We start from the raw sequence: 26,014 nt of genomic DNA, 5'->3' as shown, positions 1-26,014 counted from the left end.
TTATCGATCGTCGAGAGAGAGGGAAGAACAATGGCCGGACTTGATCCCGAGATCTGGGATGATTTGCGAGCGCTCGGTCACCGGATGCTCGACGATGCATTCGATCGCGCCATGACCATGGGGGAGGGGCCGGTCTGGCAGCCGATGCCGCAGGAATCGCGCGATCATTTCCGGCAGGAACTGCCCCGGAACGGGCAGGATGCCGGAGCGCTCTATGAACAGTTTCTCACCCATATCCGGCCCTATGCCAACGGCAATACCCATCCGGGATTCATGGGGTGGGTGCAGGGGGCGGGAACGCCGATCGGCATGCTGGCCGAATTGCTCGCGGCCAGTCTGAACGACAATTGCGGCGGGCGCGATCACGCGGCGATCGAGGTCGAGAGACAGGTCATTGCCTGGGCCGCCGAAATGGTCGGTCTGCCGCGCAGCGCATCCGGGTGTCTCGTCACCGGATCGTCGCTCGCAAATTTCATCGGTGTGATCACGGCAAGCCGTGCGGCCGGAACATCCGCCATTCGCCATGCGGGAGTCGGCAAGAGCCGGCTGGTCGGCTATGCGGCGCAGACCGCTCATGGCTGCGTCAGCCGGGCCTTCGATCTTGCCGGGCTCGGAAGCGATTCGCTGCGGCTCATTCCCGTCGATGCCGCGCACCGGATGGATGTCGCGTCGCTGAAGCGTCGCATCCATGAGGATCGCGCGGCGGGGTATCACCCTTTTCTGATCGTGGGTACGGCCGGGAGCGTCGATTGCGGAGCCATCGATCCGCTCGACCTCCTCGCCGATCTCGCCCGGGAGGAACGATGCTGGTTTCATGTCGATGGCGCGTTCGGCGCCTTCGCCTGTCTGTCTGCGCAGCAGGCGCCGCTCCTGACCGGAATCGGGCGGGCGGACAGTCTTGCGCTCGACTTTCACAAATGGGGGCAGGTGCCCTATGACGCGGGCTGCGTGCTCGTCCGCGATCCTGCTCTTCATGCGGCAGCCTTTGCCCAGACGCTGCATTATCTGACCCGTGCCGATCGCGGTCTGGCCGGAAATGCCCCCTGGCCCTGCGATTTCGGGCCCGATCTCTCTCGCGGTTTCCGGGCGCTCAAGGTCTGGATGACCCTGGCCCATTACGGAACCGGGCGTATGGGGGAGATGGTGGCCTCCTGCTGCGCGGTCGCGCGTTACCTCGCGGATCGGGTCGAGGCGATGCCGGATTATGCGCTGATGGCGCCGGTGACGCTGAATATCGTGTGTTTCAGGCCTCTCGCGCTTGATGAAGCCGCGCTCGATTCTCTGGTGAAGGATCTCCATGAGAGCGGTATCGCGGCGCCCTCCACGACCCGTATCGACGGGGTGCTCGCGATACGCGCAGCCATCGTCAACCATCGCACGACCCGCCGGACGATCGACCTCATGCTCGAGGCGATCGACGGGATGACCCTGCGCGCGCTCGGCACGGCCTAGCCGGTAGGGGGGAACGGGTCTGGCCGATCGCCTGGCCCGTTCCGTGATCCGGTCATTGCGTGACGAAGAGATCCGACAGCTTCTGAATCATCGTCCCGCCCAGTTCCTCCGCGTTGTTGAGCGTGACGCTGTTGCGATAATAGCGCGTGACGTCATGCCCGATCCCGATGGCAAGCAGCTCCGTATCGGTGGAGGCCTCTATGCGGTTGATCACCGAGCGGAGGTGATCTTCCAGAAACGACGCCGGATTGGTCGAGAACGTGCTGTCATCGACAGGTGCCCCATCGGAAATCACCATCAGGATGCGTCGTTTTTCCGGGCGGCGCGACAGTCTTTTCCACGCCCAGAGCAACGCTTCTCCATCGATGTTTTCCTTCAGCAATCCCTCGCGCAGCATGAGACCGAGATTGTTTCTGGCGCGCCTGAGAGGCGTATCTGCGTTTTTATAGACGATATGACGCAGATCGTTCAGGCGTCCGGGATCGGGCGGACGACCGGCAGCAACCCAGCGCTCCCTGCTCATGCCGCCTTTCCATGCCCGGGTCGTAAAGCCCAGAACCTCGGTCTTGACGCCGCATCGCTCCAGTGTCCGGGCGAGAATGTCTCCGCACATGGCCGCGACCGAAATCGGACGACCGCGCATCGAACCGGAATTGTCGATCAGGAGCGTGACCACGGTGTCGCGGAATTCAGCCTGGCGCTCCGTCTTGTAGGACAGGGTGAGGGTCGGGTTTGCCACGACGCGCGCGAGACGCGCCGCATCGAGAATACCCTCTTCCTGATCGAAGGCCCAGCTGCGCTGCTGCTGCGCCATGAGCTTGCGCTGCAGGCGATGGGCGAGCCGTGAGACCACGCCCTGCAGATTGCTGAGCTGCTGATCGAGTTGCTGGCGAAGGCGCGCCAGCTCCTCGGGATCGCACAGCTCCGTGGCATCGGCCTCTTCGTCGAAGGCCGTCGTGAAGATCCGGTAGGCGGGACCGGAAGCGCCACTTTCCGGTGTCCGGCTCTCCTCATCCTCGAGCGTGCCAGCCGGCTGCTCGGCGCCTTCATCCTGAAGATCGCTCTCGCTCGTGTCCTGACTGTCGGTCTGCTCGGTCGGTTCCGGCTGGAAGCCGTGCGTCTCGGGATCGTCCTGGTCCTGAGGGGCCGATTCGGAGTCCGATTGTTCCGATTCTGCCTGCGTATCGTCATTCTCGTCCGGATCGTCCGGGGTCGTCTGGTCGTCCTCTTGCGGATCCTCGGTCAGATCGAAGGCGCGAAAGACACGGTTGCAGGCTTCCGCAAAGCGATTCTGATCGCTCTGGGCGACGGCCAGATCGGCCAGAGCGGCCCGGGCTTCCGGAGAGAGGGATGTGCGCCAGGCTTCGAACGCCGGCCCGGCCTGTGACGGTGCCCGCTCTCCGGAGAGTGCCTCGCGCACGAGCAGGGGCAGGGCGGACGCAGCTGGCATGTCGTCGCGTCCGGTCATGCGTGCAAATCCGGAATCGACGCAATCCTGCGCCAGCTTGTGACGCAGATTGGCCCGCACGCCAGCCATGTGACGCGCGCCATAGACCTCGCAGCGCACCTGTTCGAGGGATTCGCTCAGCGCCCTGGTATCGATGGGTCCCGTGGCGGAACCCCCGGTCGCCCCTCCCGGGGGCAGAGATCTGACGAGCGCCGGGTCGTGATGCTTCAGACGCAGGGCTGCGGCATCTGCTGCGCCCCGGACGCGAAGAATATCCTGATCGGTAAGCGCACGTGAAAGATGCGGGAGCTGAACGCCGTTTCCGCCGTGCGAGGAGGAGGAGGACGAAAAACTGATTTCCGTTTCCGGCGCATCGGCCATCGCGCGCAGGGCGGCGCTCGTTGCGCGACGGAAACCGTCCGAGAGGTCCTCCGGCAGGCGGGGCGTATCGGCGCGTTCGCGGGTTGACGCCCCCGGATTGGCGGTTTTCGGGCGCGTGGCCATGGAGACCCTCCCGTTCAGGAATCCAGCGGAGACTGGTTGAAGCAGCGCTGATAATATTCGGCGACGATACCGCGTTCCGCCTCGTCGCATTTGTTGAGGAAGGTGAGACGGAAGGCAAAGGCGAGATCGCCGAAGATCCGCTCGTTTTCCGCCCAGGTGATGACCGCACGCGGCGACATGACGGTGGAAATATCGCCCGCCATGAAACCGGATCGGGTCAGATTGGCGAGGGCCACCATGCTTTCGAGGCGGTTCGTTACCTCGGCGGAGTCATCGAGGCCGAGTTTGGCCCGGACGATGCCGACTTCCTGTTCCAGAGGCAGGTAGTTGAGCGAGGCGACGATGTTCCACCGGTCCATCTGGCCCTGGTTGATCTGCTGGGTGCCGTGATACAGGCCGGTCGTATCGCCGAGGCCGACGGTATTCGCCGTCGCAAAGAGCCGGAAACCGCCATGAGGGCGGATGACCCGGTTCTGGTCGAGAAGCGTGAGATGGCCCTCCGCCTCGAGCACACGCTGGATCACGAACATGACGTCCGGCCGCCCGGCATCGTATTCGTCGAATATCAGGGCGCAGGGATGCTGCAGGCACCACGGGAGGAGCCCTTCGCGGAATTCCGTAACCTGCTTGCCGTCGCGCAGCACGATCGCATCCTTGCCGATCAGATCGATGCGCGAGATATGGCTGTCGAGATTGATACGCACGGTCGGCCAGTTCAGCCGCGCCGCGATCTGTTCGATATGGGACGATTTGCCGGTCCCGTGGAAACCCTGCACCATGACGCGCCGGTTCCAGGCGAAACCGGCCAGAATGGCGCGGGTCGTATCGCGATCGAACTGGTAGCTGGGATCGATGTCAGGAACATGTTCGGTCTTTATGGAGAAGGCCGGAACCTCCATGTCGCAATCGATCCCGAAGACGTCGCGGGCGGAGACGAGCCGGTCCGGCGCACCGAGCACATGGGTCGGCACCGCACTCTGCTCGGCCGTCACGACCGTTTCCGGAGCGTCGATAGAAGCGAGGTCGCTCATGGTTCAATCCGTCTTTCACACAGCATTGTCATTCTCTCCCGCAGAATATGGGCATGATCGCGTCGATGGCCAGAGGCAAAAACGGGAGGAGGCGGATATCAGAGGCTGGAGAGATGGGCGCGAATCGTCGCATAGGCGACATTGACCGTCTTGAACCGGTCCTCGGCCTCTCGATCCCCCGCATTCGTGTCCGGGTGGTGTTTCCGGGCCAGCTCGCGATATCGCGCCTTGAGAAGATCGAGCGTCAGGGGCCAGTCGAGAGAGAGGGTCCTGAGATGGTCGCGTAGCCCGGGCGGCGCGGCTTCGGCCTCCCGCTTGCTGCGATGGCGCGCGGCCTGGGCCCTGCGGGCGCGTGTGGCGTTGAGAAGATCGAGCGGATCGAGAATCTCTTCCTCGTTGAAATCCTGCCCGCCCCGCGTGCCGAGTTTCCATGACGGACGCTGCCATGAGACATCCGCACGAAGCTGGGCCTCGATCTGCCCGGGGGTCATGCCCTTATAGAAATCCCAGCGCGCATTATACTCGCGCACATGCTCTAGACAGAACCAGAAATACTGTCGCAACTGCGTTCTGTCTTTGGGAGCACGATACCCGGCCTGATTGGTGCAATCGGGCCAGTCGCAATACCTTTCCGGTGCGTCGGGATCGGGATCGAAGGCCCGGTGTCGGGTGGATTTGCGGCGCATGATCGGGCTTATGTGCGTTGGAAGACGCCGGGATGCAAGCATATGGGGAAGATATCATGACGGAACTCAAGGAACGGGCGCATCGCATGACGGCCTGTCTGGAAGAAGCACTGAAGCCCGAGCTGCTCCAGCTGCGGGACGACAGCAAGCGTCACGCCCGTCACGCAGGCAGACAAGGCATCGAAGGCGACGAGACCCATTTCACCCTCACGATCGTCAGCACACAGTTTTCCGGTCTGTCGCCTGTCGCGCGCCACCGTATGGTGAACGCCCTTCTGGCGAAGGAATTCGAGAGTGGCATGCATTCGCTCTCTCTTACCCTGACCGCGCCGGGCGAGAAATGAGGGCGCAGCGATATGCGAGCGGTATCGCGACGGCGTTACTGTTGTCCGGCTGTGCGACGAGCGGCCTGACCGGTCTTACACCTGACCAGAAGCGCAACGCGAGGCGTGTAGAGGCCTATCTCAATCGTCCCGTCGCGGTCGTCGGTACGTTCGAGCAAAGCGGTACGGCCTTCGGTGAGGGCAGCGGACGATTCGTCTATCGGCCCGGTCAGATCGCGCTCGACTATATCCGTCCCCATCCCATGAGATTGCGTGCCAGAGGCGGTCATCTCCGGATGGAGGATCTTTCCAACGGAGCGGTGACGCAGCTGAGTCTTGCGCGCAATCCGCTCGGATTGCTGCTCCATGTGCCGGTGCGCTTTGCCGGAAGCATCCGGGTGAGCGATGTCAGCACATGGAATGGCGGGCTGCAGGTCTCGCTTGCCGAAGCCAATAATCCGTCGCAGGGACTTCTCAGCCTGCGATTCTCGGATCGGGGGGGCGGGTTGCAGCTCGCCGCACTGGATGGCGTGGATGCCCGGCGCCATCGCGTGGTCATCACGCTTCACGATATGCGCGATGCACCCGCAGCAAGCAGCCTCTCCGGGGAGGGAACTGGCGTCTCTCCGAAATGATCCGGCCAGCTCGCGAGGAGAGCGTCGTCCAGATCAGCCATCGTCATGCCGGGATGAAAACGCGCAATGCTCGTGACGCCGTATTCCCGGATGCCGCACGGGACGATCCCGTCGAAATCCCCCAAATCGGGCGCGAGATTGATCGAGATACCGTGCCATGAGACCCAGCGACTGACCCGGATGCCGAGCGCCGCGATCTTCGCCTCGCATCCTGTCAGCGGATCGTCGACCCATACGCCGATCCGCCCCTCTTCGGTGCGTCCGGCGATTCCCAGACGGGAAAGGGCCGAGATGATCCAGCGCTCGAGCCCCTGAACGAAGCTCCTGAGATCGCGGGGCTTCGTCGGGCCGTGCGGCTTCTGGAGATCCAGCATCACATAGACGATTCTCTGGCCGGGTCCGTGATAGGTCCATTGCCCGCCCCGTCCGGCCTTGAATGTCGGCAGGCCCTCCGGATTCACCAGATCCTCCGCCCTTGCGGATGTACCCGCCGTATAAAGGCGCGGATGCTCCAGAAACCAGAGATGTTCAGCGGTCTCCCCGGCACGGATGGCCTCGATACGCTGCTGCATGACCGCGAGCGCCCGATCGTAAGGAACCGGGGTCTTTTCCCGTTTCCATGAAATTTTCTCAAAAATCGCCTTTTCGGCGATTGCCTGCCCATCAGTCATCGGCTATAGCCCCCTTCACACGAGCGGTATCGCCCAGAGCGGGCCGCTTGTCACGATGCGGTCGTGGCGGAATGGTAGACGCGCAAGCTTGAGGTGCTTGTGGGGGCAACCCCGTGGAAGTTCGAGTCTTCTCGACCGCACCATCTGAACTGAGAGCACCCCTTCGGGGGTGCCAGTTCGAAACAAAAAATCCCGAAAAATGAACTTTTCTTAATGGCAGGCGCTTGCTCGCAATGTCCTCTGCCGCGTGTTTTTTGCTGTGACTGCCATCACTTTGCCGAAGTCTCGGGTAAGGTATCTTGCCTATCGCGTCAGGAACGTAGATGACATATTCCTTGATGAGCAGTTAATCTCGCGGGATATTGTTCATCGGTCAAATATTCTCATGATCTGAAGGTTGGACAACGTGATCAAGCCGCTAAAGAAAGCAGTACTTCCAGTTGCCGGAATGGGGACACGATTCCTTCCTGCGACCAAGGCAATGCCTAAAGAGATGCTGCCGGTCGTTGATCGTCCCCTGATCCAATATGCGATCGACGAGGCGCGCAAGGCGGGAATCGAGCAGTTCTGTCTGATTACGGGTCGAGGCAAGGACAGTCTGATCGATTATTTCGATATGGCATTCGAGCTCGAGACCACCTTGCGCGAACGCGGGAAGACCGCGCTGCTCGAGGCGCTCCAGCCGAGCTCGATCGAGGCTGGCTCGCTAACCGCGGTGCGGCAGCAGGAGCCGCTCGGGCTCGGACATGCCATCTGGTGCGCGCGCTCGTTCATCGGTGACGACCCGTTCGCCATTCTTCTGCCCGACGATATCGTTCAGGGTGAGCAGGGCTGCGTGAAGCAGCTGGTGGATGTGTATAACGAGACGGGCGGAAACGTGGTGGCCGTATCGGAAGTGCCGAAAGAGCACACCAACCGCTACGGAATACTCGATGTCGGGCACGATGACGGCAAGCTCGTCGAAGTAAAGGGACTGGTCGAGAAGCCGGATCCGGCCGATGCTCCGTCCAATCTCTCGATCATCGGGCGCTATGTGCTGCTGCCGGAGATCATGACCCATCTGTCGAAGCTCGAGCGCGGCGCGGGTGGCGAGGTCCAACTGACCGATGCCATGGCGAAGATGATCGGCGGCGCGCCTTTCCATGGCCTGCGTTACGAAGGTATTCGCTACGATTGCGGAGACAAGGCCGGCTATCTCGAAGCGCAGATCGCCTTTGCTCTGGAGCGTCCGGATCTGCGCGAAGCGATGCGTGGCTTCATCAAGAAATATGCCGATGCATGATGGCGAAGTCTTCTTGCCATGACTTCGGAGGCGAAGCCTTTTCGCCATGATTTCGATCCGACGATTCTCCGGGCCTATGACATCCGGGGAATCGTCGGAAAGACGCTGACGACCGCCGATGCGTACGCACTCGGGCTGGGGCTCGGGGCTCTGAGCGATCTGCATGGAGAAAAGCGGGCCGTTACAGGCCATGACGGTCGCCACACCTCTCCGGCACTCGATGCAGCACTCGTGCGCGGGCTTCTCCTTTCGGGGTTCGATGTTTCCCGTATGGGATGTTGCGCGACCCCCGAACTCTATCACGCCTGTCACGCCCATGCCTTTCCCGTTGCCGTCATGGTCACCGGAAGTCATAATCCGCCAGATTATAACGGTTTCAAGATTCTGGTATCCGGGCGCCCTTTCAGCGGCGCTGCGCTTGGCCGCCTCGCATCGCAGCTCTCTTCCGGTGTGATGCCGGAGAACTGCCCGGGCGGGGAAAGGCGGCTCGCGACGTGGGATGCCTATGTCGAAGCTCTGAGCGGAGGGTATCGGCCGGGTGGTCGGGCCTTGAGGATTGTCTGGGACAACAGTCACTCCTCTGCGGGGCCCGCTTTGTCGAAGCTGATCGCACGATTGCCCGGCACGCATAGCGTGATCAACGGGACCATTGACGGATCCTTTCCTTCCCATCATCCCGATCCTTCCATCCCGGCCAATATGAGGCAGTTGCAGGATGAGGTGCGCCGTGTCGGCGCCGATATCGGTCTCGCCTTCGATGGAGATGCGGATCGCCTCGGGGTGGTCGATGAAAACGGCGCGATCGTTCCGGCCGACCGTCTGGGGCTGTTTCTCGCCACGGGCGTGCGTGCGGAGAAACCGGGTTGCGTCATTCTCGGAGACGTCAAGACGTCGCGGGTCTTTTTCGATTTCCTTCGGGAAGGCGGCCCGGTCCTTATGTGTCCGAGCGGGCATTCCGAGGTGAAACAGGCGATCGCACGAGAGCGGGCATCGTTCGCAAGCGAGATGTCGGGCCATTTTTTCTTCGCTGATCGCTGGCCTGGCTTCGATGACGGATTATACGCGGCGGTGAGGGTGCTCGATCTCCTTTCCCGTCAGTCGTGCCCGCTATCGCAGTGCCTTGCGCGCTTCCCCGTATGGGCCTCGACGGAGGAGATCCGTCTCGACTGCCCCGAGAGCCGGAAGCATGGCGTGGTGCGCGAGGTCGAGTCCATGCTCGGATCCGGGACGGCCGGGATCACGCGCATCGATGGTCTGCGCGTGCAGGAGGAGGAGGGATGGTGGCTCCTGAGGGCTTCCAACACACAGCCTGCCCTGAGTTTGCGCGTGGAGGCGGTGAGCGTTGCCGCTGGACGGCGGCTTTACGCCTATCTGACGGATCTGTTGAGGGCCTGCGGTCTGGCGCTTCCTGCGCAGGATCCGTTTGAAGGAGCATAGGAGAAAACGATGCGGAAACCTGCCGGTTTTGCCTTGTACGAGCCCGGGCAATATGTCTCGCATCCCTCCTGCCCGGATTGGGGCATTGGCCAGATACAGAGCGTGGATGGAGCGCGTGTGACGGTCAATTTCGAAAACCGGGGCAAGGTCCTCGTCAATACCGAGCGCGTCCTGCTCACTGTCGAGGCGTGAGATGCGCGGAGGTTCCCTCTCCGTAGCCAGACGCACAGCGCGTCACGCCCTCGATCTGTTTTTTCCGCCTGTCTGTCTGTCCTGCGGTGGCGAGACGTCGCGGGACGGTCTGGTCTGTGTCGACTGCTTCAGGGGGCTTCACGCACTCATATCCGCCTGTCGCATCTGCGCCCTGCCGCTTCCGGCGCCGGGATTTGCGGATTCGGAGGGGCGGTGCGGAGTCTGTGCGGGGCAGACCTTTCCATGGAAGCAGGCTGCCGCCGCTTTTCTCTACGAGGAGACCGCGCGAGAGCTCCTGCTCCGCATGAAATATGGCGATCGACCGGATATCGCGCGTTTCTTCGCGGGCGGCATGATGCATTGCGCGCCCGATCTGATCGGGCGTGCCGATATGCTCGTGCCTGTCCCTCTGCATCGGACACGGTTCTGGCGCAGACGATACAATCAGTCGGCCCTGCTTTGCCGGGAGATAGCGAGAGCCAGACGCATGTCAGAGAAAGGCGAGGCCAACGCGTCGTTGCACGTGATTCCCGATCTGCTCTCGCGTCATCGCGCGACCGGGACGCTGGCGACCCTGACGCCCGACCAGCGTCAGAAGACCCTGCAGGGCGCATTTCATGTAACCCCGCGTCACAGGGCCGTCGTTACCGGGCGTGCCATTCTCCTGATCGATGACATCTTGACCACCGGGGCAACCGCCTCCATCTGCGCAGATCTGCTGCTGCGGGCGGGTGCGCGTCGTGTGGATCTGCTTGTCGCGGCGCGGACGGTCAGACTGGCCGAATCGTTCGAAAGCAGCGTTCATGAGTGAGGAAACGGTGGCCGATATCGAGATCTATACCCAGCCGGGTTGTCCCTTCTGCGTGAGGGCGCTGCAGATACTGGCGTCGAAAAATGTGGCTTTTCGCGAAATCGATGCGCCGCATGGCACGCCCGAGCGGGCGGAGGCGATCCGTCGTTCCGGCGGGAGCCGTACCGTACCGCAGATCTTCGTCGGGGACCGTAGTCTTGGCGGGTGTACGGAGCTGATGCAGCTCGACGCTTCGGGCGCGCTCGACAGGCTGCTCGGCCGCGCATGATCTGCTACCGTCTGCATTGCGTGCATGGGCATGAGTTCGAGGCCTGGTTTGCGGGGGCGGAGACGTTCGAGACCCAGGCCCGGAACGGTCAGGTGCTCTGCCCGCAATGCGGTACGCCCGAGACGGCCAAAAGCCTGATGGCACCCGCGGTCGCACGTATCGCGGCAGACCCAGCGCAGATATCGCCCCGGATATCGCCCGGGGATCAGGTCAGGATGGCCCTGAGAACCTTGCGACGCCATATCGAGACCTCATGTGACGATATGGGAGACAGGTTTGCCGAAGAGGCGCTGAGACGGCATGATGAGGCGGAACGGGGAGGGGGCCAGCCAGAACGTGGCATCTATGGCACCATGAACGACTCCGAACGGGAAAGGCTGGAAGATGAAGGCGTTGCGTTCACTGCGGTGCCGTGGGTCGATCACTCGGATGCGTGAGCCTCCGGGAGGTCGCGGTTCCGGCGAGCGCCGGGGTCCAGCCCCGGGTTCATCCCCGGGTTCATCTTTGGGTCCGCCTTTGGAGAAGCCCGCAGGTCGGTGCAGGGGTCATTCCGGTGTTCTGTCCGCGCTTGGGCATATGGTGTGCTGTCTGGTCGCGATATGTCTTTTCGCGGCCCTCCCGGCATCCGCCGCGGGGAGGACATCCGTGCCTGAGGAAGGATTGTGGCTCGCTCAGGATCACGATGGTGTCTTTCGCATCGGTCAGTGCGGCGATACGCTTTGCGGGCAGCTGATCGGGATGCAATACGATGGCCCCGTTCCCAAAGATGTGTGGGGTCGTTCACAATGTGGGCTGGTCATGCTCACGGATTTCCGTCACATCAAGGATGAGAACGTGTGGCGGGGGCATATCCTCGATCCGGAGACAGGACGCACCTACGATGCGCGTATCTGGGCCGAATCGCCCGATGTGCTGAAGCTGCGCGGTTTTATTCTGGGTATTCCCCTGCTGGGCAAGACGCAGACCTGGACCCGTTACCGCGGTACGATCGGTCCGGAATGCAAGCTGCCCTGACGCGGGGTATCCCGCCGCAGTTTGCCCTGACAGGGCAGGGTCGCTCCGAGGAGGTCGAGATCGTATCATGAAGACAAAGCTTTCCCGTCGCAGTTTCGCGCTGGGCACTCTTGGCCTGCTTGGAGCCGGGCATGCACATGCGCAGGATGGCGCGGAGAAGTCACCGGCGGTTCCGCCGCCTCCGCCCAAGCCGGTGTCCCGGACGATCTGTTTCGTAGGAGGATATACGAAGCATGCGCCTCCGGGTGGCGCGGGGAACGGGGAAGGAATCGCCGTATTCGAGATGGATCGCGATACGGGCGTTCTCACGCCGGTCACGACTTTCACGGATATCGCGAGCCCGTCATTCATCACGCTCTCGAAAGACAAGCGGTTTCTCTACGCGCTGAGTGAAATCGACGATTTCAACAAGGATGGTGACGGCTCCGTCACGGCATTTGCCGTCGATCGCAAGACCGGGTCGCTCAAGAAGCTGAACACGATCAGCTCGGGCGGCGCGGTTCCTGCCCATCTCAGCATTCACCATTCGGGCAAGTTCGTGCTGGTCGCCAATTACATGGGCGGATCGGTCGCGGTTCTTCCCATCCGGCCCGATGGATCCCTCGGCCCCGCCACCGATGTCGTGCACAATACCGGACCGCGCCAGCCCGAGCGCGCTGCCGATAACCCGCAGGGAAATTTCGCCGTCTCGGATCACTCCGGTGCACATCCGCACATGATCCAGAGCGACCCGAGCGGGAAATATGTCATCGCCGACGATGCAGGGCTCGACCGGGTCTATGTCTGGACGCTCGATCTCGCCAACGGCAAGCTCGTCCCGGCAAAGACGCCCTATTACGACATGACGCCCGGCAGCGCGCCGCGTCATTTCCAGTTCAATCGCGCAGGCACGCTCATCTACAATCTGTGCGAGCAGGACTCCAAGATCGTCGTCTCTGCCTTCGATCCCCAGACGGGCGCGATCAACAATCTGCAGTCGGTCAGCACGGTGACGTCCCATTTCCGGGGCAGTACGCTCGCTGCCGAGATCCTCATCTCGGCAGATGATCGCTATGTCTATGCATCCAATCGTCTCGGCGATTCCCTGGCGGTCTTCAAGGCGGGCGACGATGGTACGCTGACCCTGCAGGACGAGACATGGATGCATGCCGATTACGGCCGTGCGATGATGTTCGACCCGTCCGGCAACTTCCTGTTCTGTGCCAATCAGAGGAGCGACGCCGTCACATCGTTCAAGGTCGACAAGGCGAGCGGTCAGCTCGGTTTTACAGAGAACTTCACCCCTGTAGGCAGCCCGACGACTTTCGCCTTCATGGATACCGAGGTCTGACCTGGCCCGGATGACGAAGCCAGGACCGGATCCGATCCTGTCGGTCCGGCGCCTTTGGCTTCAGTCGCGCACGAACATGGCGATATAGTTGATGCTGGTGTCGCGCGTGATCCGCCAGTGCATCGGGCGGTAGCTCATGCCTGCAACGTCGATCATTCTCAGACCGGCATTGCGCGCCATGCGGTGGAGTTCGTCCGGCCGGATGAATTTCTGCCAGTCATGCGTTCCTACCGGCAGGAGGCGCGCAATATATTCGGCGCCGATCTTGGCGACCGCCAGTGAACGCAGCGTGCGATTGAGGGTCGAGATCGCGACGAGGCCGCCGGGTTTCGTCAGGCTGTGCAGCAGGGCCAGGAAAGCCTGGGGATCGTTGACATGTTCGATGACCTCGAGCGCCGAGATGGCATCGAAGCTGCGCCCCTCCCGTGCGAGGGACTCCGCATTGCCATGCAGATAGGCGAGATGGCCCGAGCCCTCGGGCAGGGGATGCGCTGCAAGATGCGCCTCTGCCGCCCTGATGCCCTCGCCGGAGGCGTCGAGGCCCAGAACGTCGTGACCCATCCGGGCAAAGGCCTCGCTTGCGAGCCCGGCACCGCACCCGACATCGAGCAGCTCGATCCGTCCTCCGCGCAGCGACTGGAGACGCTGGAGATGCCGATCGACCCATTCCGTACGCATCGGATTCATCTCGTGCAGTGGGCGCATGGAGCCCTTCGGATCCCACCAGGTGGCCGCAAGCTGATCGAAATGGGCGATTTCGCGGTCGGAAACGGAGGAGGCGTCGCGATCTGGCATGGAAACTCCGGGAGAAGAGGAATCAGGCGGGAGGCGCCGGGGTATCTGGACGGCGCGGCCCGGACTTAGTATGTGACCGGCCTTTCCTTGCGCAACATCGCAGGCTGGAAAATCCGATTTCGGCACTCTGTGATAGACCGCTTCCTGTTACGTACGGAGCCAGGTGCACACAAATGACGTCATCAGACCAGTGCCCATGCCGGATCGTCATGAAATTCGGCGGAACCTCAGTCGCGGATCTCGACCGCATTCGCGCCGTGGCGGAGCGGGTGCGCAAGGAACGCGAGAAAGGTCATCAGGTTGCGGTGGTCGTTTCTGCCATGGCTGGCGTCACGAACCAGATGGTCGGTTTCGTTCAGGCGCTCGATCCCATGGCCGATGCCCGGGAATACGATGCGGTCGTGGCGAGCGGCGAACAGGTCACGAGCGGTCTGACCGCGATCGCGCTGCAGGCTCTGGGTATTCCGGCCCGATCCTGGCAGGGATGGCAGATCCCGTTTCACACCGATGATGCCCATGGAAAGGCCCGTATAGGCGATGTGGAAGGCGCTGCCCTGATCGCCTGCATGGAGCAGGGCGAGGTACCGGTCATCGCCGGTTTCCAGGGCGTTGCGCCCGAGGACCGGATCAGCACGCTGGGCCGTGGCGGATCGGATACGTCGGCCGTGGCGATCGCTGCGGCGATCCGCGCCGATCGTTGCGATATCTATACCGATGTGGACGGGATATACACGACCGATCCGCGCATCGTGAAAAAGGCCCGCAAGCTGGACCGGATCACCTTCGAGGAGATGCTCGAGCTGGCTTCGGTCGGTGCGAAGGTGCTCCAGACCCGCAGCGTCGGTCTCGCGATGAAGGAAAAGGTACGCGTGCGCGTGCTATCGAGTTTTGAACCCGAGACGGAGCTTTCGGGATCGCTGGTTGTTGACGAGGACGAAACGATGGAAAAGGAACTGGTTACGGGGATCGCCTACTCCCTGGACGAGGCAAAGATCTCTGTAAGCCGTATTCCGGATCGTCCCGGCATCGCCGCTGCGATCTTCAGCCCGCTCACGAAGGCGCGCGTCAATGTCGACATGATCGTCCAGAGCGTCGGCTCCGACGGTTCGACCAACATGACCTTCACGGTTCCCAAGAACGACCAGGCGCGTGCGCTCGCCGCCCTGGAGGCCGCGCGCGGCGATATCCAGTACGGCGAGATCCATACGGCCAACGACGTCGTGAAGATCAGTGTCGTGGGGATCGGCATGCGTTCTCATTCCGGCATGGCAAGCACGATGTTCGAAACCCTCGCCGAACGCGGGATCAATGTTCAGGTGATCTCGACGAGCGAGATCAAGATCTCCGTGCTGATCGATGCCGCTTATATGGAGCTCGCCATGCGCGCTCTTCACACAGCTTACGGCCTGGACGGGGAATGATCATGACAGGGCAGGATCCGCGTCTCGCTGCACGGGCAACCCTCGACCGTCTCTGGGCGCCGGGCTGTCGTTTTCTCGGTACCGAGACGGCCATTCTGGCCGGAGCGATGTCCTGGGTGAGCGAGCGCCATCTCGTATCGGCCATCTCCAATGCGGGCGGGTTCGGTGTGATCGCCTGCGGCGCCATGACGCCCGAGCGTCTCGAGGAGGAGATCGTCGCGACCCAGGGGCTGACGGACAGGAATTTCGGCGTCAATCTCATCACGATGCATCCCGAGCTGGACCGGCTGGTGGATGTATGCGTCGCCCACAAGGTCGGCCATGTCGTACTGGCCGGTGGCGTGCCGAGCGGTGCCACGATCAAGCGCGTGCGCGACGGTGGCGCGAGAGCGATCGGCTTTGCGCCCGCGCTCGCTCTGGGAAAACGCCTCGTCAAGCTGGGTATCGAGGCTCTCGTGATCGAGGGATCCGAAGCGGGCGGGCATGTCGGACCCGTATCGCTCAATGTCCTGGCTCAGGAGATCCTGCCTCATATTCATGACGTGCCGGTCTTTGTCGCTGGCGGGCTCGCACGCGGCGATGCCGTGCTCGGCTATCTCGAGCAGGGGGCGGCCGGGGCCCAGCTCGGCACGCTTTTCGCGGCAAGCACCGAGAGTATCGCTCATGAGGCCTTCAAGAAGGCGTTCGTTCGTGCCAATGCGCGTGACGCCGTTACCTCGTCCCAGCTCGATGAGCGTTTTCCGGTCATTCCCGTGCGCGGTCTGAGCAACAGGGGTACGCGGCGGTTCATGGCGCATCAGGCCGAGACGCTGCAGCGTTTCCAGAATGGCGAGGTCAGCCGGGAGGATGCCCAGCTCGAGATCGAGCATTTCTGGGCGGGGGCATTGCGCCGCGCCGTTATCGAAGGCGATGTCGAGGAAGGTTCGGTCATGGCCGGGCAGTCCGTCGGCATGGTCAAGGCCGTCCGGCCCGTCGCGGAAATCCTGCATGATCTGGTCGAGCAGGCCGTCGATGCGCTGGTTGCAAGAGAGGCCCGGACCGGGCATCCTGCGGACCGCGAGATCACGGCCGGGTAATCATGCCACAGAAGAGTTCAGACCGAATGCCGGGATGGCAGGGGAACGAAGGCGATCCTGCCTCAGGACTGGGCGCGCAGCTGCGTGCCCGGCGCGAGGCGCAAGGCTGGTCCCTGAAGGCCGTTGCCGAGTGGCTTCGCATCCGCGAATCCTATCTCCAGGCGCTCGAGGACGGCAATCCGTCGGTGTTTCCGGGAAGTGCCTACGCGCTGGGCTTCCTGCGCACCTACGCGCAGGCGCTCGGTCTGGATCCGGATGAGGCGGTTGCCCGTTTCCGGCACGAGACCCGGGGTGTCTTCGATCGCAAGCCCGAACTCAGCTTTCCCGAGCCGGTTTCGGAGCGCGGCGTACCCGTCGGACTCTGGGTCGGTGCAGGGCTTGCGGTGCTGGTGGGCACCTATATCGGCTATTATCATTTCTTCGGAGCCGATCCTGCTCCGACCCGACGCATGCCGCCAGTGGCCGAGATCATGCCCGGTGTCACGCAGCACGGGACTCCTTCGCCCCAGATCGCGGCTGTCATGCCCGACAGGGGCGGTGCGCCCTCGCCCGAGACGCCATCCCGGGCCGCGCCCAACGCTCCCAACGCTCAGGCGCCTGTCGGGTCCGGATCATCTCCGGGGGATGACGGTCTGCCGGACGCGCCGTCCCTGACCGGTTCCTCCGCCGCGTCGCAGGCTGGGTCCGGCACCGGTGGAGCGTCTCCTGCAGAGGGGGCTGCCGGAGACAATCCAGCCGGAAATAGTTCACCCGGAGACAACCCACTCGGGAACGCGCCCGGGACCGGTGCCGGGACGGATGCAGGAGCGGGGCAGGCAGGCCAGCCGGGGGCAGGCACCGCGCCCGTGCAGGAGAGCATGAAGCAGGACCCGTCGAGCGCACCCGGCACGAAGCCAGACGGCATGGGCCCGGGTGGTTCGGGATCGGACAATACCGCGCTGGACAGCGCCGCTGCTGCGGTCTCACCCGATGCCGTGCGCCTTCATGCCCAGGCCGATGCCTGGGTGCAGATTCGCGACAAAACGGGCGCAACGGTTTTCAGCCGCGTGCTGAAGGCCGGAGAGAGCTGGACGGGAGAGGCCGCGGATGCACCCTATCGCATGACCCTCGGCAATGCCGGAGGCCTGACCCTGAGCGCAGGAGACGTGACGACCGGAGCGCTCGGCCGCAATGGCGCGGTGAGGCGTAATCTCGTGGTCACGCCGGAGGCGGTTCGCGAAGGGCGCCTCGGTCAGGAGGCCGTGCGGCCTGCGGGCGATTCAGCCGAGCAGGGCGGGGCCGGTCCGGGCGGGAATGTTGCCCGGGATGACGCGACTTCGGAGACACAGTCCGCGGTTGCAGTGCCGCAGCCCCCCTTGAAAAGACCGGTGCCTGCCCCGAAAGCAGGGACGTCGTCGGGAGAGTCGGAAACAGACCGCCTGAACGCCCGTCAACTGGAACGAACGGCGCAACCGCGCTAGAGAGAGCATCCCGGCCGTATCCTGCCCGAGGGCAGGGTGCGACCGGGCCAGCATGATACATGACAGCGTGGCCGGACGGGATGCGCCCCAGGCCACGCCCGGACATATGGCGCAACGCCATGTCGTCCGTTTTGGAGACGAGATTATGAGCGGATATCGCCCCTACCAGTACATCGAACGTCGCAAGTCCCGTCAGATCCATGTTGGCAAGGTGGCGGTCGGCGGCGATGCGCCGATCTCGGTGCAGACCATGACCAATACGCTGACCTCCGACGCGAAGGCCACGATCGAGCAGATCCGTCTCGCGGAAATCGCGGGGGTCGATATCGTGCGTGTGTCCTGCCCTGACGAGGAGAGCACGGCGGCGCTGGCGGAGATCGTTCGCGAGGTGAACGTACCGCTCGTGGCCGACATCCATTTCCATTACAAGCGCGCCATCGAGGCGGCGAAGGCCGGAGCGGCCTGTCTGCGGATCAATCCCGGCAATATCGGCAGCGCCGAGCGCGTTCGGGAAGTGGTCAATGCGGCGCGCGATCACGGCTGTTCCATCCGTATCGGCGTCAATGCCGGCTCGCTGGAAAAGCATCTGCTCGAGAAATACGGGGAGCCCAATCCCGATGCGCTCGTGGAAAGCGCCCTGGAACACGCGAAAATCCTGCAGGATCACGATTTCCACGAATTCAAGATCAGCGTGAAGGCATCGGATGTCTTCATGGCGGTGGCCGCCTATCAGCAGCTCGCCGAAGTCTGCGATCACCCTCTCCACATCGGGATCACCGAAGCCGGGTCCAAGCGGGCCGGAACGGTGAAGTCGTCGATCGGTCTCGGCAATCTCCTCTGGGCGGGGGTGGGCGACACCATGCGCGTGTCGCTTTCGGCCCCCCCGGAAGAAGAAGTGCTCGTGGGCTGGGATATCCTCAAATCCCTCGGTCTTCGCCATCGCGGGGTCAAGATCATCTCCTGCCCGTCCTGCGCGCGTCAGGGCTTCAATGTGGTCGAGACGGTCCAGACGCTCGAGGATCGCCTTCAGCACATCAAGACCCCGCTGACGCTTTCGATCATCGGTTGCGTGGTCAACGGCCCCGGAGAGGCGCTCATGACGGATCTCGGCGTCACGGGCGGTGGTGCGGGACGTCATATGGTCTATTCGGCTGGAAAGCAGGATCATCGGCTCAATGAAGGTCAGGACATGATCGAGCACATCGTCGAGCTGGTGGAAAAGCAGGTGGAGAAGATCGAGGCGGCCAAGGCACAGGAAGCAGAGACGGCTCTGGCGGCGGCAGGCGTCTGAACGGATGAGCCAGCTGCAACCGGTCCGGGGAACGCATGATCTGATCGGCGAGACGGCACGCCGCCACGCCCATGTTGTCGATACGGCGCGCGAGATCGCACGGCGCTACGGCTACGAGGAATGGGCGACACCGATCTTCGAGGATACGCGGGTGTTCTCGCGCACGCTGGGCGATACCTCCGATGTCGTGACCAAGGAGATGTACACCTTCGAGGACCGGGGCGGAGACAGTCTGACCCTGCGGCCAGAAGGCACGGCGGCGATCTGCCGTGCCTTCGTGACCAACGGTCTGACCCAGGCCCTGCCGCAGCGCGTTTTCTATCAGGGGCCGATGTTCCGCTACGAGCGGCCGCAGAAGGGGCGTTTCCGGCAGTTCCACCAGATCGGAGCCGAGCTGCTCGGTGCGACCGATCCGCTCATGGATGCCGAAACCATCGCGATGGCCCGCGATATTCTCGTGGCCCTTGGCCTTGGCGGATGCGTGACCCTGGAGCTGAACACGCTTGGCGATGTCGAGAGCCGTCAGGCCTGGCGCGAGGCGCTGATCGCCTATTTCCGAGCGCATGAAGCGGCTTTGTCGGAAGAAAGCCGCCTGCGTCTCGATGCCAATCCGCTTCGCATTCTCGACAGCAAGGCACCGCAGGATCGTGCCCTTCTTGCCGATGCGCCGCAATTCTCGTCCTATCTGAATGCCGCTTCGGCGGAATTCTGGGACTCGCTGCGTCGTCATCTCGAGCGTTTCGACGTCGCTTTCGTCGAAAATCCCCATATCGTCCGCGGGCTGGATTATTACAGCCATACGGCTTTCGAGTTCGTCACGGATCGTCTCGGTGCCCAGAGCACCGTTCTGGCGGGTGGACGTTATGAGGGGCTGGTCGCGCAGATGGGTGGGCCATCGACACCCGCCATCGGATGGGCGGGCGGAATCGAGCGTCTGGCCCTGCTGCTCGAAAACGCTCCGGAGAAGGTGGCGCCGGTCGCAGTGCTGCCGACGGGCGAGCCGGGCCTTCCCGCCGCGATCGCCACTGTCCAGGCCCTTCGTCATGCCGGGCTGGCCGCATCCCTCGAGACCCGCAGCAGCCTCAAGAAACGTATGGAACGGGTGGTGAAATCCGGTGCGTCCCATATGGTGCTGATCGGCGAGGACGAGCTTTCGCGCAACATGGTGACCGTACGCGATCTGACGACCCGTACCCAGAGCGAAATGCCGATAGACGCTGTCGCGGGTCATCTGCTGAAAGCGCTCTGATCGTGGCTCTCGATGACAGGCTGGAGCGCATCGTCGCGCGCTCCGAGGAGTTGCAGGCGCTCATGTCGAGTGGCGAGCTCGTGGGAGACGGATTCGTCAGGGCTTCGCGGGAGTTTGCGGAGCTCGAGCCGATCGTTTCGTCCATCCAGGCTTTCCGGGCTGCCGAGCGCGAACGCGAGGACATCCGCGCGCTTCTGCAGGATCCCGAGATGCAGGAGCTTGCCGAAGGTGAGTTGCGCGCGGTCGAGGAAACGCTCGGAACCCTCCAGCAGCAGGTCAGACTGGCATTGCTGCCGCGCGACGAGGCCGACGAGCGCAGTGCCATTCTCGAAATCCGTCCCGCAGCCGGAGGAGACGAGGCTGCGCTGTTCGCCGCCGAGCTGTTCGGCGCCTATCGACGCTTCGCCGATCTCCATGGCTGGCGATTCGAGGTCATGGAATATGACGAGAGCGATCTCGCCGGCCTGCGAGAAGGGGTTGCGACCATTACGGGGCGTTCCGTCTTCGCCCGGCTCAAATACGAATCGGGCGTGCATCGCGTCCAGCGTGTGCCTGCGACCGAAAGCCAGGGGCGCATTCATACGTCAACTGTGACGGTCGCCGTCCTGCCGGAGGCCGAGGAAGTGGACGTGGCCATCGATGAGGGCGATCTGCGTATCGATGTCTATCGTGCCTCGGGGGCGGGCGGGCAGCACGTCAACAAGACCGAAAGCGCCGTGCGTATCACGCACATGCCCAGCGGAATCGTTGTGGCGATGCAGGAAGAGAAAAGCCAGCACAAGAACAAGGCCAAGGCGATGAAGATCCTGCGTGCCCGGCTCTATGAGCGCGAGCGTGCCCAGGCGCATGCCCATCGTGCCGCAGACCGCAAATCGCAGGTGGGAACCGGAGACCGCTCCGAGCGGATCAGGACCTATAATTTCCCGCAGGGTCGGGTGACCGATCACCGGATCAATCTCACTTTGCACAAGATCGATCGCGTCATGCTCGGCGAATTCGACGAGATCGTCGATGCGCTGACCCAGGAGGAGCAGACTGCGCTTCTCGCTGCGGAAGGGCTCTGCTGAGAAAACCCCGGCCCGACAGGCGCGGCCGCCACGCCCGGGCGTTCGTTCCGGGTCTTTTTTCGCAGGCTTCGCCCCGGAGACAGCCCGGCTCAGCTTATGGGCGAAGCGCAGATGCCTGAATGTCCGGGGAGACGCTTTGCAACCGATGGATCGAGCGGATCGCGCAGGAAAAACTGCGTGAAGTTGTCATCTCCGAGGGCGACGAGATGATGGCCGTCGGGATTGAAGAGCGTCCCCTCGCTGCTGACGCGATGGGTTTCCGAGCGACCTTCCGCATTGACGATCGTGATCTGGCCGCACAGCGCGTAGCTGTGATTGACCCGACCGGAAGGTGTCGTGATCGTTCGGGTGAGGCTCGGGGTCTTGTCGTCCAGTCTGAATATCGCGGCGAGATTGCCGTCGAGATACAGGCGGGAGACCTCCGATACCTCGTTGGGCGCCCGGTCATCCGTTACGGTGAAACTGCCCGCACTGGCGATACGCGGTATGCTGGCGATCAGGGCGAGGAGGAGAAGAATCGGTTGTCTCATATCTTCATACTAGCCCCTCGAAGGAGGAAAAGGTGAGCGGGAATCCGTATGGCGTGCGGGAAGTTCTGCAGGAAGCGACCCGTCGTCTCGCAGAGGCGGGGCTCGAGGGGCCACGCATGGAGGCGCGGCGCCTTCTTCGCTGGGCGACGGGATGCGATGCGGCGTCTCTGCTGACCCGCGACGAGCTGACAGGGCCGGAACTGTCGCGGATGCAGGACGGTCTGGCCCGTCGATGCGCGCGCGTGCCGCTCGCGCTCATAGAGGGGGAGGCGGAATTCTGGACCCTGACGCTTCGCGTCTCTGCAGCAACCCTGATCCCGCGCGGTGACAGCGAGACGGTGATCGATACCCTTCTGGCGCTGCGCCCGGTACGCTCGGCGCCGTTCGCTTTTCTGGATCTGGGCACCGGCACGGGATGTCTGCTTCTCGCGGCCCTGAGCGAGTACCGGAACGCGACCGGAGTGGGACTCGATCTCTCGCCGGAGGCCGCAGCCCTCGCACGGGAAAACGCGCGGCTCAACGAACTGGATGACCGCGCCAGCTTCGTTGCGGGCAACTGGTTTGCCCCGCTCGAGGGCAGGTTCGACATCGTGCTGAGCAACCCGCCTTACATCCGGATCGCCGATATGGACGACCTCATGCCGGAGGTGAGGGATCACGAGCCCCATCGTGCCCTTGTCGCTGGTGAGGACGGGCTGGATGCGTATCGGGAGATCCTGTCCGGGGCGGGGCGTTTCCTTGCCGCCGGAGGGCTGCTCGTCTTCGAGATCGGAATAGGGCAGGAGGACGATCTCGTCCTGCTGGCGGCGGGCGCGGGGTTCGTCTGCGTCGCGATGCGCCGCGATCTGGGCGGGATCGTGAGAGCGCTGGCCTTCGAGCGAAAGATCTGAGGAAAAGCGTTGGCAGACGGTATCGGAGTTGCTACTCTCGGGCAACCGGGTCATCGCGGTCACTGATGCGTGCATCAACCGACGGGCTGTTCAACCGCCTTGTCGACATGGTCGAAGCGATCATGTCGTGCGGACAGACAGACCGGCCCCGGATTCCGGCCTGCCAGAAAGAAACTCAGGGTTACTCATGCCCTGCAATTCCCATCATCCCGAGGCAGTGCGGGGCGGAATTGCGAATACGAAAGTGCTACGCGGATCCATGAACATGAAACGTATGAGAAGCCGTCATCATCGACCGAGCGGTGGCGGCTCGCGTCATTCCAACGGGCAGACGCCTCTGAATCGTAACCATGTCTTCGACAGCAATGGCCCCGACATGCGGGTTCGCGGGACCGCACAACAGCTTTTCGAGAAATATCTCCAGCTCGGACGCGATGCGACGGGAACCGGAGACCGTATCCTGGCCGAGGCCTATTTCCAGCACGCCGAGCATTATTTCCGGATCCTGAATGCGATGACCCAGGCGGCGCAGCAAAGCCAGATGGAACGTCAGGAGCGGCACCAGCAGCGCGTTCGGTCGCAGCATCAGGATCAGGAAGAGCGTCGTCAGGGAGATGAGCCCGCTTCTCCGGATCAGGAGAGCGAGGAAAACGCGTCCGAAACGGCCGAGTAGGACTGCGACGCGCCAGCCGTTCAGAAAACCGGACGAAAACGCTCGGGCAGGCGCCATAGCCGGTCACCCGAGAGGCCGAGATCGAGAGGGTAGGGGTCCTCGGCGCGGGAGCGCCCCTCATCTTCGATACGCTGGCGCCAGAGCGAGACTGCCGGATCGTCTTCGAGCAGGCTTGCAGGTTCGAATGCCAGTCCCGCCATGCTCTGAAGCATGGCCGACCAGGCGGAATTCTCCATACGCTGATGCGATCCGGCATCCGGGCTGACCCATGGTTGATTTCGGGTGCGTGCAAGACGCACCAGTCCCTTATCCCGATCGACATATCTCAGATGAAACAGCATGAGCGCAGGGTCGGGCCTGGGGGGCAGGGCCTCGACACTATGGAAGCCGGGGGACCAGCGAACCGGCGCGCCGATGAGGCAGGGCTTGCACATCGCAGCCGAGAAACGCAATGCCACGCGCTGACGGGCGATCGGCGCCGTGAAATCCAGAGGTGGCTCGCAATCGGGCCGGTGGATGATATCGAATCCCGTTGCGGTGACGGCTCTGGCCCTGCGGGCTCTGGCGAGTGACGTGACGGAGGGAAACACGACAGGATCCGCGACCACGATCTCGTCGACATCGCAATAAAGGACATGCTCGTACCACTCGAGGAGCCCGGCACAGATGCGCCCTATCGCGCGCGCGCGCCGTGCGTCATCCTGGGGGGAGCGCGGTATTCTCAGGCGGTTGCAGGCAAGGGTATCGGTCGATCCGTCATCCGTGCCGTGATCGATGACGAAACAATGATCCCGACCGACCATCTGCGCGTAATATCCGAGCCAGACCGGCAGGAATTCCGGCTCGTTATACACCATCGTGACCGCGGCAAGAGGAGCCTTCATGGAGGAATTACTATCCTCCGCCGACAACGATGTCCATTCGGGAAAGCCGGTCGGATGGTAGCGGCGGACGGATTTGAACCGCCGACCAAGGGATTATGATTCCCCTGCTCTACCGCTGAGCTACGCCGCCATCGCGACCGGTGGGCGTGGAATTAGAAGGGTTCGGGGCAGGTGTCAACACTCGGTCGAGAGGTTTTTTCGCGCGTTCATTTTTGCGGCTGTCGCAGTCTGTGTCATGGTGCGCTATCGGCATTCCCAGATCGGCCCGCTCTCGCCGGCCGGAACGCGCCACCCATCCAAAACCCTGGATTCCGGATTTGAAGCAGCAGTTTCTCAGTTCCCTTTTCGCATTGCGCGCCTATTTCGACTGGCTCCCGGCCCAGCTCGTCTCGGTGCTCATGCTCGTGCTTCTGGCGCTCATGGCCTTCTATGCCAGCAAGCTCGTCTCGACCGTCATCCTGCGGATCTTCGGAAACCGCAAGGATGCCGTGTTGCGCAAGATCATTCTCGCCATGCGTCGGCCGGTCAGGGTCATGGTCGTCCTGGCCGTGCTTCTCACCGCTCTTCCGGCGGCTTCCGGTTTTACCTGGGAAACCACCCAGATCCTCCAGAAACTGCTTCTGTTCATCGGGATCCTGATGATCGGTTATGCTGCCATCGTCGCGTTCCGGATCATGACCGAAGCCTATCTGCAACGGATCACATCGCGCGATCACAGCGACGATATCATGATCCGGACCCATCAGACCCAGATCAGGGTCCTCAGGCGTCTTACGGAGATCCTCGTCGGTATCGTGACCGTCGCAAGCGCCCTGATGACGTTCGATTCCGTGCGTCAGTACGGCGTCTCTCTCTTCGCATCGGCCGGTGCCGCCTCGCTCATCGTCGGTCTCTCCGCGCGTGGGCTGCTCACCAATCTTCTTGCCGGCGTTCAGATCGCCATCACCCAGCCGATCCGCATGGAGGATCTGATCATCATCAACGGAGACTGGGCCTGGGTCGAGGAGATCACCTCGACCTATGTGGTTCTGCGCGTCTGGGACTGGAGACGCCATATCGTGCCGATTTCCTATTTTCTGGAAAATCGCTTCGAAAACTGGACCCATAACTCAGCGGCGATCATCGGTGTCGTTTTCCTCTACGTCGATTACGAGGCGCCGATCGACCGGATACGCGGCTTCCTGAACGACATCATCAAGACATGTCCTCTATGGGACGGGAAGGTCTTCGACTGCCAGATCGCCGATTGCGATGCGCACACGCTGAAGATCAGGATCATCGCAAGCGCCCGTAACGCGCTTCAGAGCTGGGATCTGCGCTGCGACATCCGCGAGCGGATCATTCTGCGGATACGCGAGGAGTGCCCCGAGGCGCTCCCGCGGAGCCGCTTCGCCATGGTCCCGCCAAGGCCCGGAGAGGATGCCTGGCCCGGCAACGAGATCGTCTCGCCGCCGATAGATCGTCCCCCGCCGGGATCCTATATGGGACCCGGCACGACTATGCCTGCAGGAGGCGTAACGCCGTGAGGGCCTGACGGTGCGTCCAGCGACGGAAACTTCGCCAGTGAGTCTCGAATATGGTCATGCATTGGTCTC

At 62.9% G+C, this 26,014-nt stretch carries 27 protein-coding genes and 2 tRNA genes; 21 read left to right on the top strand and 8 right to left on the bottom strand.

Annotated features, from left to right (window positions below; translation table 11 throughout):
* The first annotated feature begins 30 nt into the window (after positions 1-30).
* On the top strand, positions 31-1,452 hold the full coding sequence (locus tag SSA02_RS06355) for a pyridoxal phosphate-dependent decarboxylase family protein (RefSeq protein ID WP_147093205.1): 1,422 nt from the start codon (positions 31-33) through the stop codon (positions 1,450-1,452).
* A 52-nt stretch (positions 1,453-1,504) separates the two neighbouring features.
* Here SSA02_RS06355 and SSA02_RS06350 read toward each other — a convergent pair whose 3' ends face one another.
* The 3 genes from SSA02_RS06350 to SSA02_RS06340 all read right to left on the bottom strand — a co-directional run bounded on the left by SSA02_RS06350 (position 1,505) and on the right by SSA02_RS06340 (position 5,120).
* Entirely contained in the window at positions 1,505-3,403 is a 1,899-nt protein-coding gene (locus tag SSA02_RS06350) for a cobaltochelatase CobT-related protein (protein WP_147093204.1), read from the bottom strand.
* A 14-nt stretch (positions 3,404-3,417) separates the two neighbouring features.
* Positions 3,418-4,434, bottom strand: coding sequence for an AAA family ATPase (locus tag SSA02_RS06345; protein WP_147093203.1), 1,017 nt, complete (start codon positions 4,432-4,434; stop codon positions 3,418-3,420).
* Positions 4,435-4,532: 98 nt separating this feature from the next.
* Positions 4,533-5,120 carry a J domain-containing protein gene (locus SSA02_RS06340; RefSeq protein WP_147093202.1) on the bottom strand — a complete coding sequence of 196 codons (588 nt, stop codon included), beginning with the start codon at positions 5,118-5,120 and terminating at the stop codon, positions 4,533-4,535.
* Positions 5,121-5,176: 56 nt separating this feature from the next.
* Here SSA02_RS06340 and SSA02_RS06335 point away from each other — a divergent pair, with 56 nt between their 5' ends.
* Positions 5,177-5,464 (top strand): BolA family protein, encoded by a 288-nt coding sequence (locus tag SSA02_RS06335; protein ID WP_147093201.1) that lies wholly within the window; start codon positions 5,177-5,179, stop codon positions 5,462-5,464.
* Positions 5,461-6,078 (top strand): LolA family protein, encoded by a 618-nt coding sequence (locus tag SSA02_RS06330; RefSeq protein ID WP_147093200.1) that lies wholly within the window; start codon positions 5,461-5,463, stop codon positions 6,076-6,078. Before SSA02_RS06335 ends, SSA02_RS06330 begins: the two co-directional genes overlap by 4 nt.
* Here the strand turns inward: SSA02_RS06330 and lipB are convergent.
* Positions 6,009-6,749, bottom strand: a complete 741-nt coding sequence (lipB, locus tag SSA02_RS06325; protein ID WP_147093199.1) for a lipoyl(octanoyl) transferase LipB — start codon at positions 6,747-6,749, stop codon at positions 6,009-6,011. The genes SSA02_RS06330 and lipB overlap by 70 nt on opposite strands.
* A 57-nt stretch (positions 6,750-6,806) precedes the next feature.
* On the opposite strand from lipB, the gene SSA02_RS06320 reads away from it, so the two are divergent.
* The 9 genes from SSA02_RS06320 (at position 6,807) to SSA02_RS06280 (ending at position 13,083) form a co-directional block, all read left to right on the top strand.
* Positions 6,807-6,892: transfer RNA gene (locus SSA02_RS06320), tRNA-Leu, on the top strand.
* 263 nt (positions 6,893-7,155) lie between these two features.
* Entirely contained in the window at positions 7,156-8,031 is an 876-nt protein-coding gene (gene galU / locus SSA02_RS06315; protein WP_147093198.1) for a UTP--glucose-1-phosphate uridylyltransferase GalU, read from the top strand.
* 18 nt (positions 8,032-8,049) lie between these two features.
* Positions 8,050-9,468 (top strand): phosphomannomutase/phosphoglucomutase, encoded by a 1,419-nt coding sequence (locus tag SSA02_RS06310; RefSeq protein WP_147093197.1) that lies wholly within the window; start codon positions 8,050-8,052, stop codon positions 9,466-9,468.
* Positions 9,469-9,477: 9 nt separating this feature from the next.
* Positions 9,478-9,660: a DUF3553 domain-containing protein gene (locus tag SSA02_RS06305; protein ID WP_147093196.1), complete on the top strand. Its 183-nt coding sequence runs from the start codon at positions 9,478-9,480 to the stop codon at positions 9,658-9,660.
* A gap of 1 nt (position 9,661) precedes the next feature.
* A complete protein-coding gene (locus SSA02_RS06300) occupies positions 9,662-10,471 on the top strand; it encodes a ComF family protein (RefSeq protein WP_147093195.1) in 810 nt (269 codons plus the stop codon).
* A 7-nt stretch (positions 10,472-10,478) separates the two neighbouring features.
* Positions 10,479-10,739, top strand: coding sequence for a glutaredoxin 3 (grxC, locus tag SSA02_RS06295; protein WP_147093398.1), 261 nt, complete (start codon positions 10,479-10,481; stop codon positions 10,737-10,739).
* Positions 10,736-11,176 (top strand): DUF1178 family protein, encoded by a 441-nt coding sequence (locus SSA02_RS06290; RefSeq protein ID WP_147093194.1) that lies wholly within the window; start codon positions 10,736-10,738, stop codon positions 11,174-11,176. Before grxC ends, SSA02_RS06290 begins: the two co-directional genes overlap by 4 nt.
* 139 nt (positions 11,177-11,315) lie before the next feature.
* Positions 11,316-11,753 (top strand): DUF2147 domain-containing protein, encoded by a 438-nt coding sequence (locus SSA02_RS06285; RefSeq protein WP_147093192.1) that lies wholly within the window; start codon positions 11,316-11,318, stop codon positions 11,751-11,753.
* A gap of 67 nt (positions 11,754-11,820) precedes the next feature.
* On the top strand, positions 11,821-13,083 hold the full coding sequence (locus SSA02_RS06280; protein ID WP_147093190.1) for a lactonase family protein: 1,263 nt from the start codon (positions 11,821-11,823) through the stop codon (positions 13,081-13,083).
* Between the two features lie 60 nt (positions 13,084-13,143).
* Here the strand turns inward: SSA02_RS06280 and ubiG are convergent, their stop codons facing one another.
* Positions 13,144-13,878: a bifunctional 2-polyprenyl-6-hydroxyphenol methylase/3-demethylubiquinol 3-O-methyltransferase UbiG gene (gene ubiG / locus SSA02_RS06275; protein WP_147093188.1), complete on the bottom strand. Its 735-nt coding sequence runs from the start codon at positions 13,876-13,878 to the stop codon at positions 13,144-13,146.
* Positions 13,879-14,051: 173 nt separating this feature from the next.
* Between ubiG and SSA02_RS06270 the strand changes: the two genes are divergently transcribed.
* The 6 genes from SSA02_RS06270 to prfA all read left to right on the top strand — a co-directional run bounded on the left by SSA02_RS06270 (position 14,052) and on the right by prfA (position 21,442).
* Positions 14,052-15,299, top strand: coding sequence for an aspartate kinase (locus tag SSA02_RS06270; RefSeq protein ID WP_147093186.1), 1,248 nt, complete (start codon positions 14,052-14,054; stop codon positions 15,297-15,299).
* Between the two features lie 2 nt (positions 15,300-15,301).
* A complete protein-coding gene (locus SSA02_RS06265; protein WP_147093184.1) occupies positions 15,302-16,375 on the top strand; it encodes an NAD(P)H-dependent flavin oxidoreductase in 1,074 nt (357 codons plus the stop codon).
* Positions 16,376-16,401: 26 nt separating this feature from the next.
* The gene (locus SSA02_RS06260) at positions 16,402-17,835 is read left to right on the top strand and encodes a helix-turn-helix domain-containing protein (protein ID WP_186807697.1); all 1,434 of its coding nucleotides are present in this window, start codon (positions 16,402-16,404) and stop codon (positions 17,833-17,835) included.
* Between the two features lie 145 nt (positions 17,836-17,980).
* Entirely contained in the window at positions 17,981-19,126 is a 1,146-nt protein-coding gene (gene ispG / locus SSA02_RS06255; RefSeq protein ID WP_147093397.1) for a flavodoxin-dependent (E)-4-hydroxy-3-methylbut-2-enyl-diphosphate synthase, read from the top strand.
* Positions 19,127-19,130: 4 nt separating this feature from the next.
* The gene (gene hisS, locus SSA02_RS06250; RefSeq protein ID WP_147093180.1) at positions 19,131-20,375 is read left to right on the top strand and encodes a histidine--tRNA ligase; all 1,245 of its coding nucleotides are present in this window, start codon (positions 19,131-19,133) and stop codon (positions 20,373-20,375) included.
* Between the two features lie 2 nt (positions 20,376-20,377).
* Entirely contained in the window at positions 20,378-21,442 is a 1,065-nt protein-coding gene (prfA, locus tag SSA02_RS06245; RefSeq protein WP_147093178.1) for a peptide chain release factor 1, read from the top strand.
* An 89-nt stretch (positions 21,443-21,531) separates the two neighbouring features.
* Here prfA and SSA02_RS06240 read toward each other — a convergent pair whose 3' ends face one another.
* Complete coding sequence (locus SSA02_RS06240) at positions 21,532-21,972, bottom strand: hypothetical protein (RefSeq protein WP_147093176.1); 441 nt, start codon at positions 21,970-21,972, stop codon at positions 21,532-21,534.
* A gap of 32 nt (positions 21,973-22,004) precedes the next feature.
* Between SSA02_RS06240 and prmC the strand changes: the two genes are divergently transcribed.
* Both prmC and SSA02_RS06230 read left to right on the top strand, forming a co-directional pair.
* Positions 22,005-22,862 carry a peptide chain release factor N(5)-glutamine methyltransferase gene (gene prmC, locus SSA02_RS06235; protein WP_186807696.1) on the top strand — a complete coding sequence of 286 codons (858 nt, stop codon included), beginning with the start codon at positions 22,005-22,007 and terminating at the stop codon, positions 22,860-22,862.
* A 259-nt stretch (positions 22,863-23,121) separates the two neighbouring features.
* The gene (locus SSA02_RS06230) at positions 23,122-23,535 is read left to right on the top strand and encodes a DUF4167 domain-containing protein (RefSeq protein WP_147093174.1); all 414 of its coding nucleotides are present in this window, start codon (positions 23,122-23,124) and stop codon (positions 23,533-23,535) included.
* A 20-nt stretch (positions 23,536-23,555) separates the two neighbouring features.
* On the opposite strand, the gene SSA02_RS06225 is transcribed toward SSA02_RS06230, so the two are convergent.
* On the bottom strand, positions 23,556-24,419 hold the full coding sequence (locus tag SSA02_RS06225; protein WP_147093172.1) for a glycosyltransferase family 2 protein: 864 nt from the start codon (positions 24,417-24,419) through the stop codon (positions 23,556-23,558).
* 55 nt (positions 24,420-24,474) lie between these two features.
* Positions 24,475-24,549: transfer RNA gene (locus SSA02_RS06220), tRNA-Met, on the bottom strand.
* A 187-nt stretch (positions 24,550-24,736) separates the two neighbouring features.
* Here SSA02_RS06220 and SSA02_RS06215 point away from each other — a divergent pair.
* Positions 24,737-25,945, top strand: coding sequence for a mechanosensitive ion channel family protein (locus SSA02_RS06215; protein WP_147093170.1), 1,209 nt, complete (start codon positions 24,737-24,739; stop codon positions 25,943-25,945).
* The last annotated feature ends 69 nt before the right edge of the window (positions 25,946-26,014 follow it).

Origin of the sequence: Swaminathania salitolerans, from assembly GCF_007988945.1 — a bacterium.
In the GTDB taxonomy this organism is placed as follows: domain Bacteria; phylum Pseudomonadota; class Alphaproteobacteria; order Acetobacterales; family Acetobacteraceae; genus Swaminathania; species Swaminathania salitolerans.
The sequence above is the reverse complement of the archived record's forward strand: the minus strand, read 5'-3'. Positions and strand labels throughout refer to the sequence as shown.

Coding starts and splice junctions, on each gene's coding strand:
- SSA02_RS06355 (WP_147093205.1), top strand. CDS start 31: ATGGCCGGACTTGATCCCGAGATCTGGGATGATTTGCGAGCGCTCGGT.
- SSA02_RS06350 (WP_147093204.1), bottom strand. CDS start 3,403: ATGGCCACGCGCCCGAAAACCGCCAATCCGGGGGCGTCAACCCGCGAA.
- SSA02_RS06345 (WP_147093203.1), bottom strand. CDS start 4,434: ATGAGCGACCTCGCTTCTATCGACGCTCCGGAAACGGTCGTGACGGCC.
- SSA02_RS06340 (WP_147093202.1), bottom strand. CDS start 5,120: ATGCGCCGCAAATCCACCCGACACCGGGCCTTCGATCCCGATCCCGAC.
- SSA02_RS06335 (WP_147093201.1), top strand. CDS start 5,177: ATGACGGAACTCAAGGAACGGGCGCATCGCATGACGGCCTGTCTGGAA.
- SSA02_RS06330 (WP_147093200.1), top strand. CDS start 5,461: ATGAGGGCGCAGCGATATGCGAGCGGTATCGCGACGGCGTTACTGTTG.
- lipB (WP_147093199.1), bottom strand. CDS start 6,749: ATGACTGATGGGCAGGCAATCGCCGAAAAGGCGATTTTTGAGAAAATT.
- SSA02_RS06310 (WP_147093197.1), top strand. CDS start 8,050: ATGACTTCGGAGGCGAAGCCTTTTCGCCATGATTTCGATCCGACGATT.
- SSA02_RS06305 (WP_147093196.1), top strand. CDS start 9,478: ATGCGGAAACCTGCCGGTTTTGCCTTGTACGAGCCCGGGCAATATGTC.
- SSA02_RS06300 (WP_147093195.1), top strand. CDS start 9,662: ATGCGCGGAGGTTCCCTCTCCGTAGCCAGACGCACAGCGCGTCACGCC.
- SSA02_RS06290 (WP_147093194.1), top strand. CDS start 10,736: ATGATCTGCTACCGTCTGCATTGCGTGCATGGGCATGAGTTCGAGGCC.
- SSA02_RS06285 (WP_147093192.1), top strand. CDS start 11,316: ATGGTGTGCTGTCTGGTCGCGATATGTCTTTTCGCGGCCCTCCCGGCA.
- SSA02_RS06280 (WP_147093190.1), top strand. CDS start 11,821: ATGAAGACAAAGCTTTCCCGTCGCAGTTTCGCGCTGGGCACTCTTGGC.
- ubiG (WP_147093188.1), bottom strand. CDS start 13,878: ATGCCAGATCGCGACGCCTCCTCCGTTTCCGACCGCGAAATCGCCCAT.
- SSA02_RS06270 (WP_147093186.1), top strand. CDS start 14,052: ATGACGTCATCAGACCAGTGCCCATGCCGGATCGTCATGAAATTCGGC.
- SSA02_RS06265 (WP_147093184.1), top strand. CDS start 15,302: ATGACAGGGCAGGATCCGCGTCTCGCTGCACGGGCAACCCTCGACCGT.
- SSA02_RS06260 (WP_186807697.1), top strand. CDS start 16,402: ATGCCGGGATGGCAGGGGAACGAAGGCGATCCTGCCTCAGGACTGGGC.
- ispG (WP_147093397.1), top strand. CDS start 17,981: ATGAGCGGATATCGCCCCTACCAGTACATCGAACGTCGCAAGTCCCGT.
- hisS (WP_147093180.1), top strand. CDS start 19,131: ATGAGCCAGCTGCAACCGGTCCGGGGAACGCATGATCTGATCGGCGAG.
- SSA02_RS06240 (WP_147093176.1), bottom strand. CDS start 21,972: ATGAGACAACCGATTCTTCTCCTCCTCGCCCTGATCGCCAGCATACCG.
- SSA02_RS06230 (WP_147093174.1), top strand. CDS start 23,122: ATGAACATGAAACGTATGAGAAGCCGTCATCATCGACCGAGCGGTGGC.
- SSA02_RS06225 (WP_147093172.1), bottom strand. CDS start 24,419: ATGAAGGCTCCTCTTGCCGCGGTCACGATGGTGTATAACGAGCCGGAA.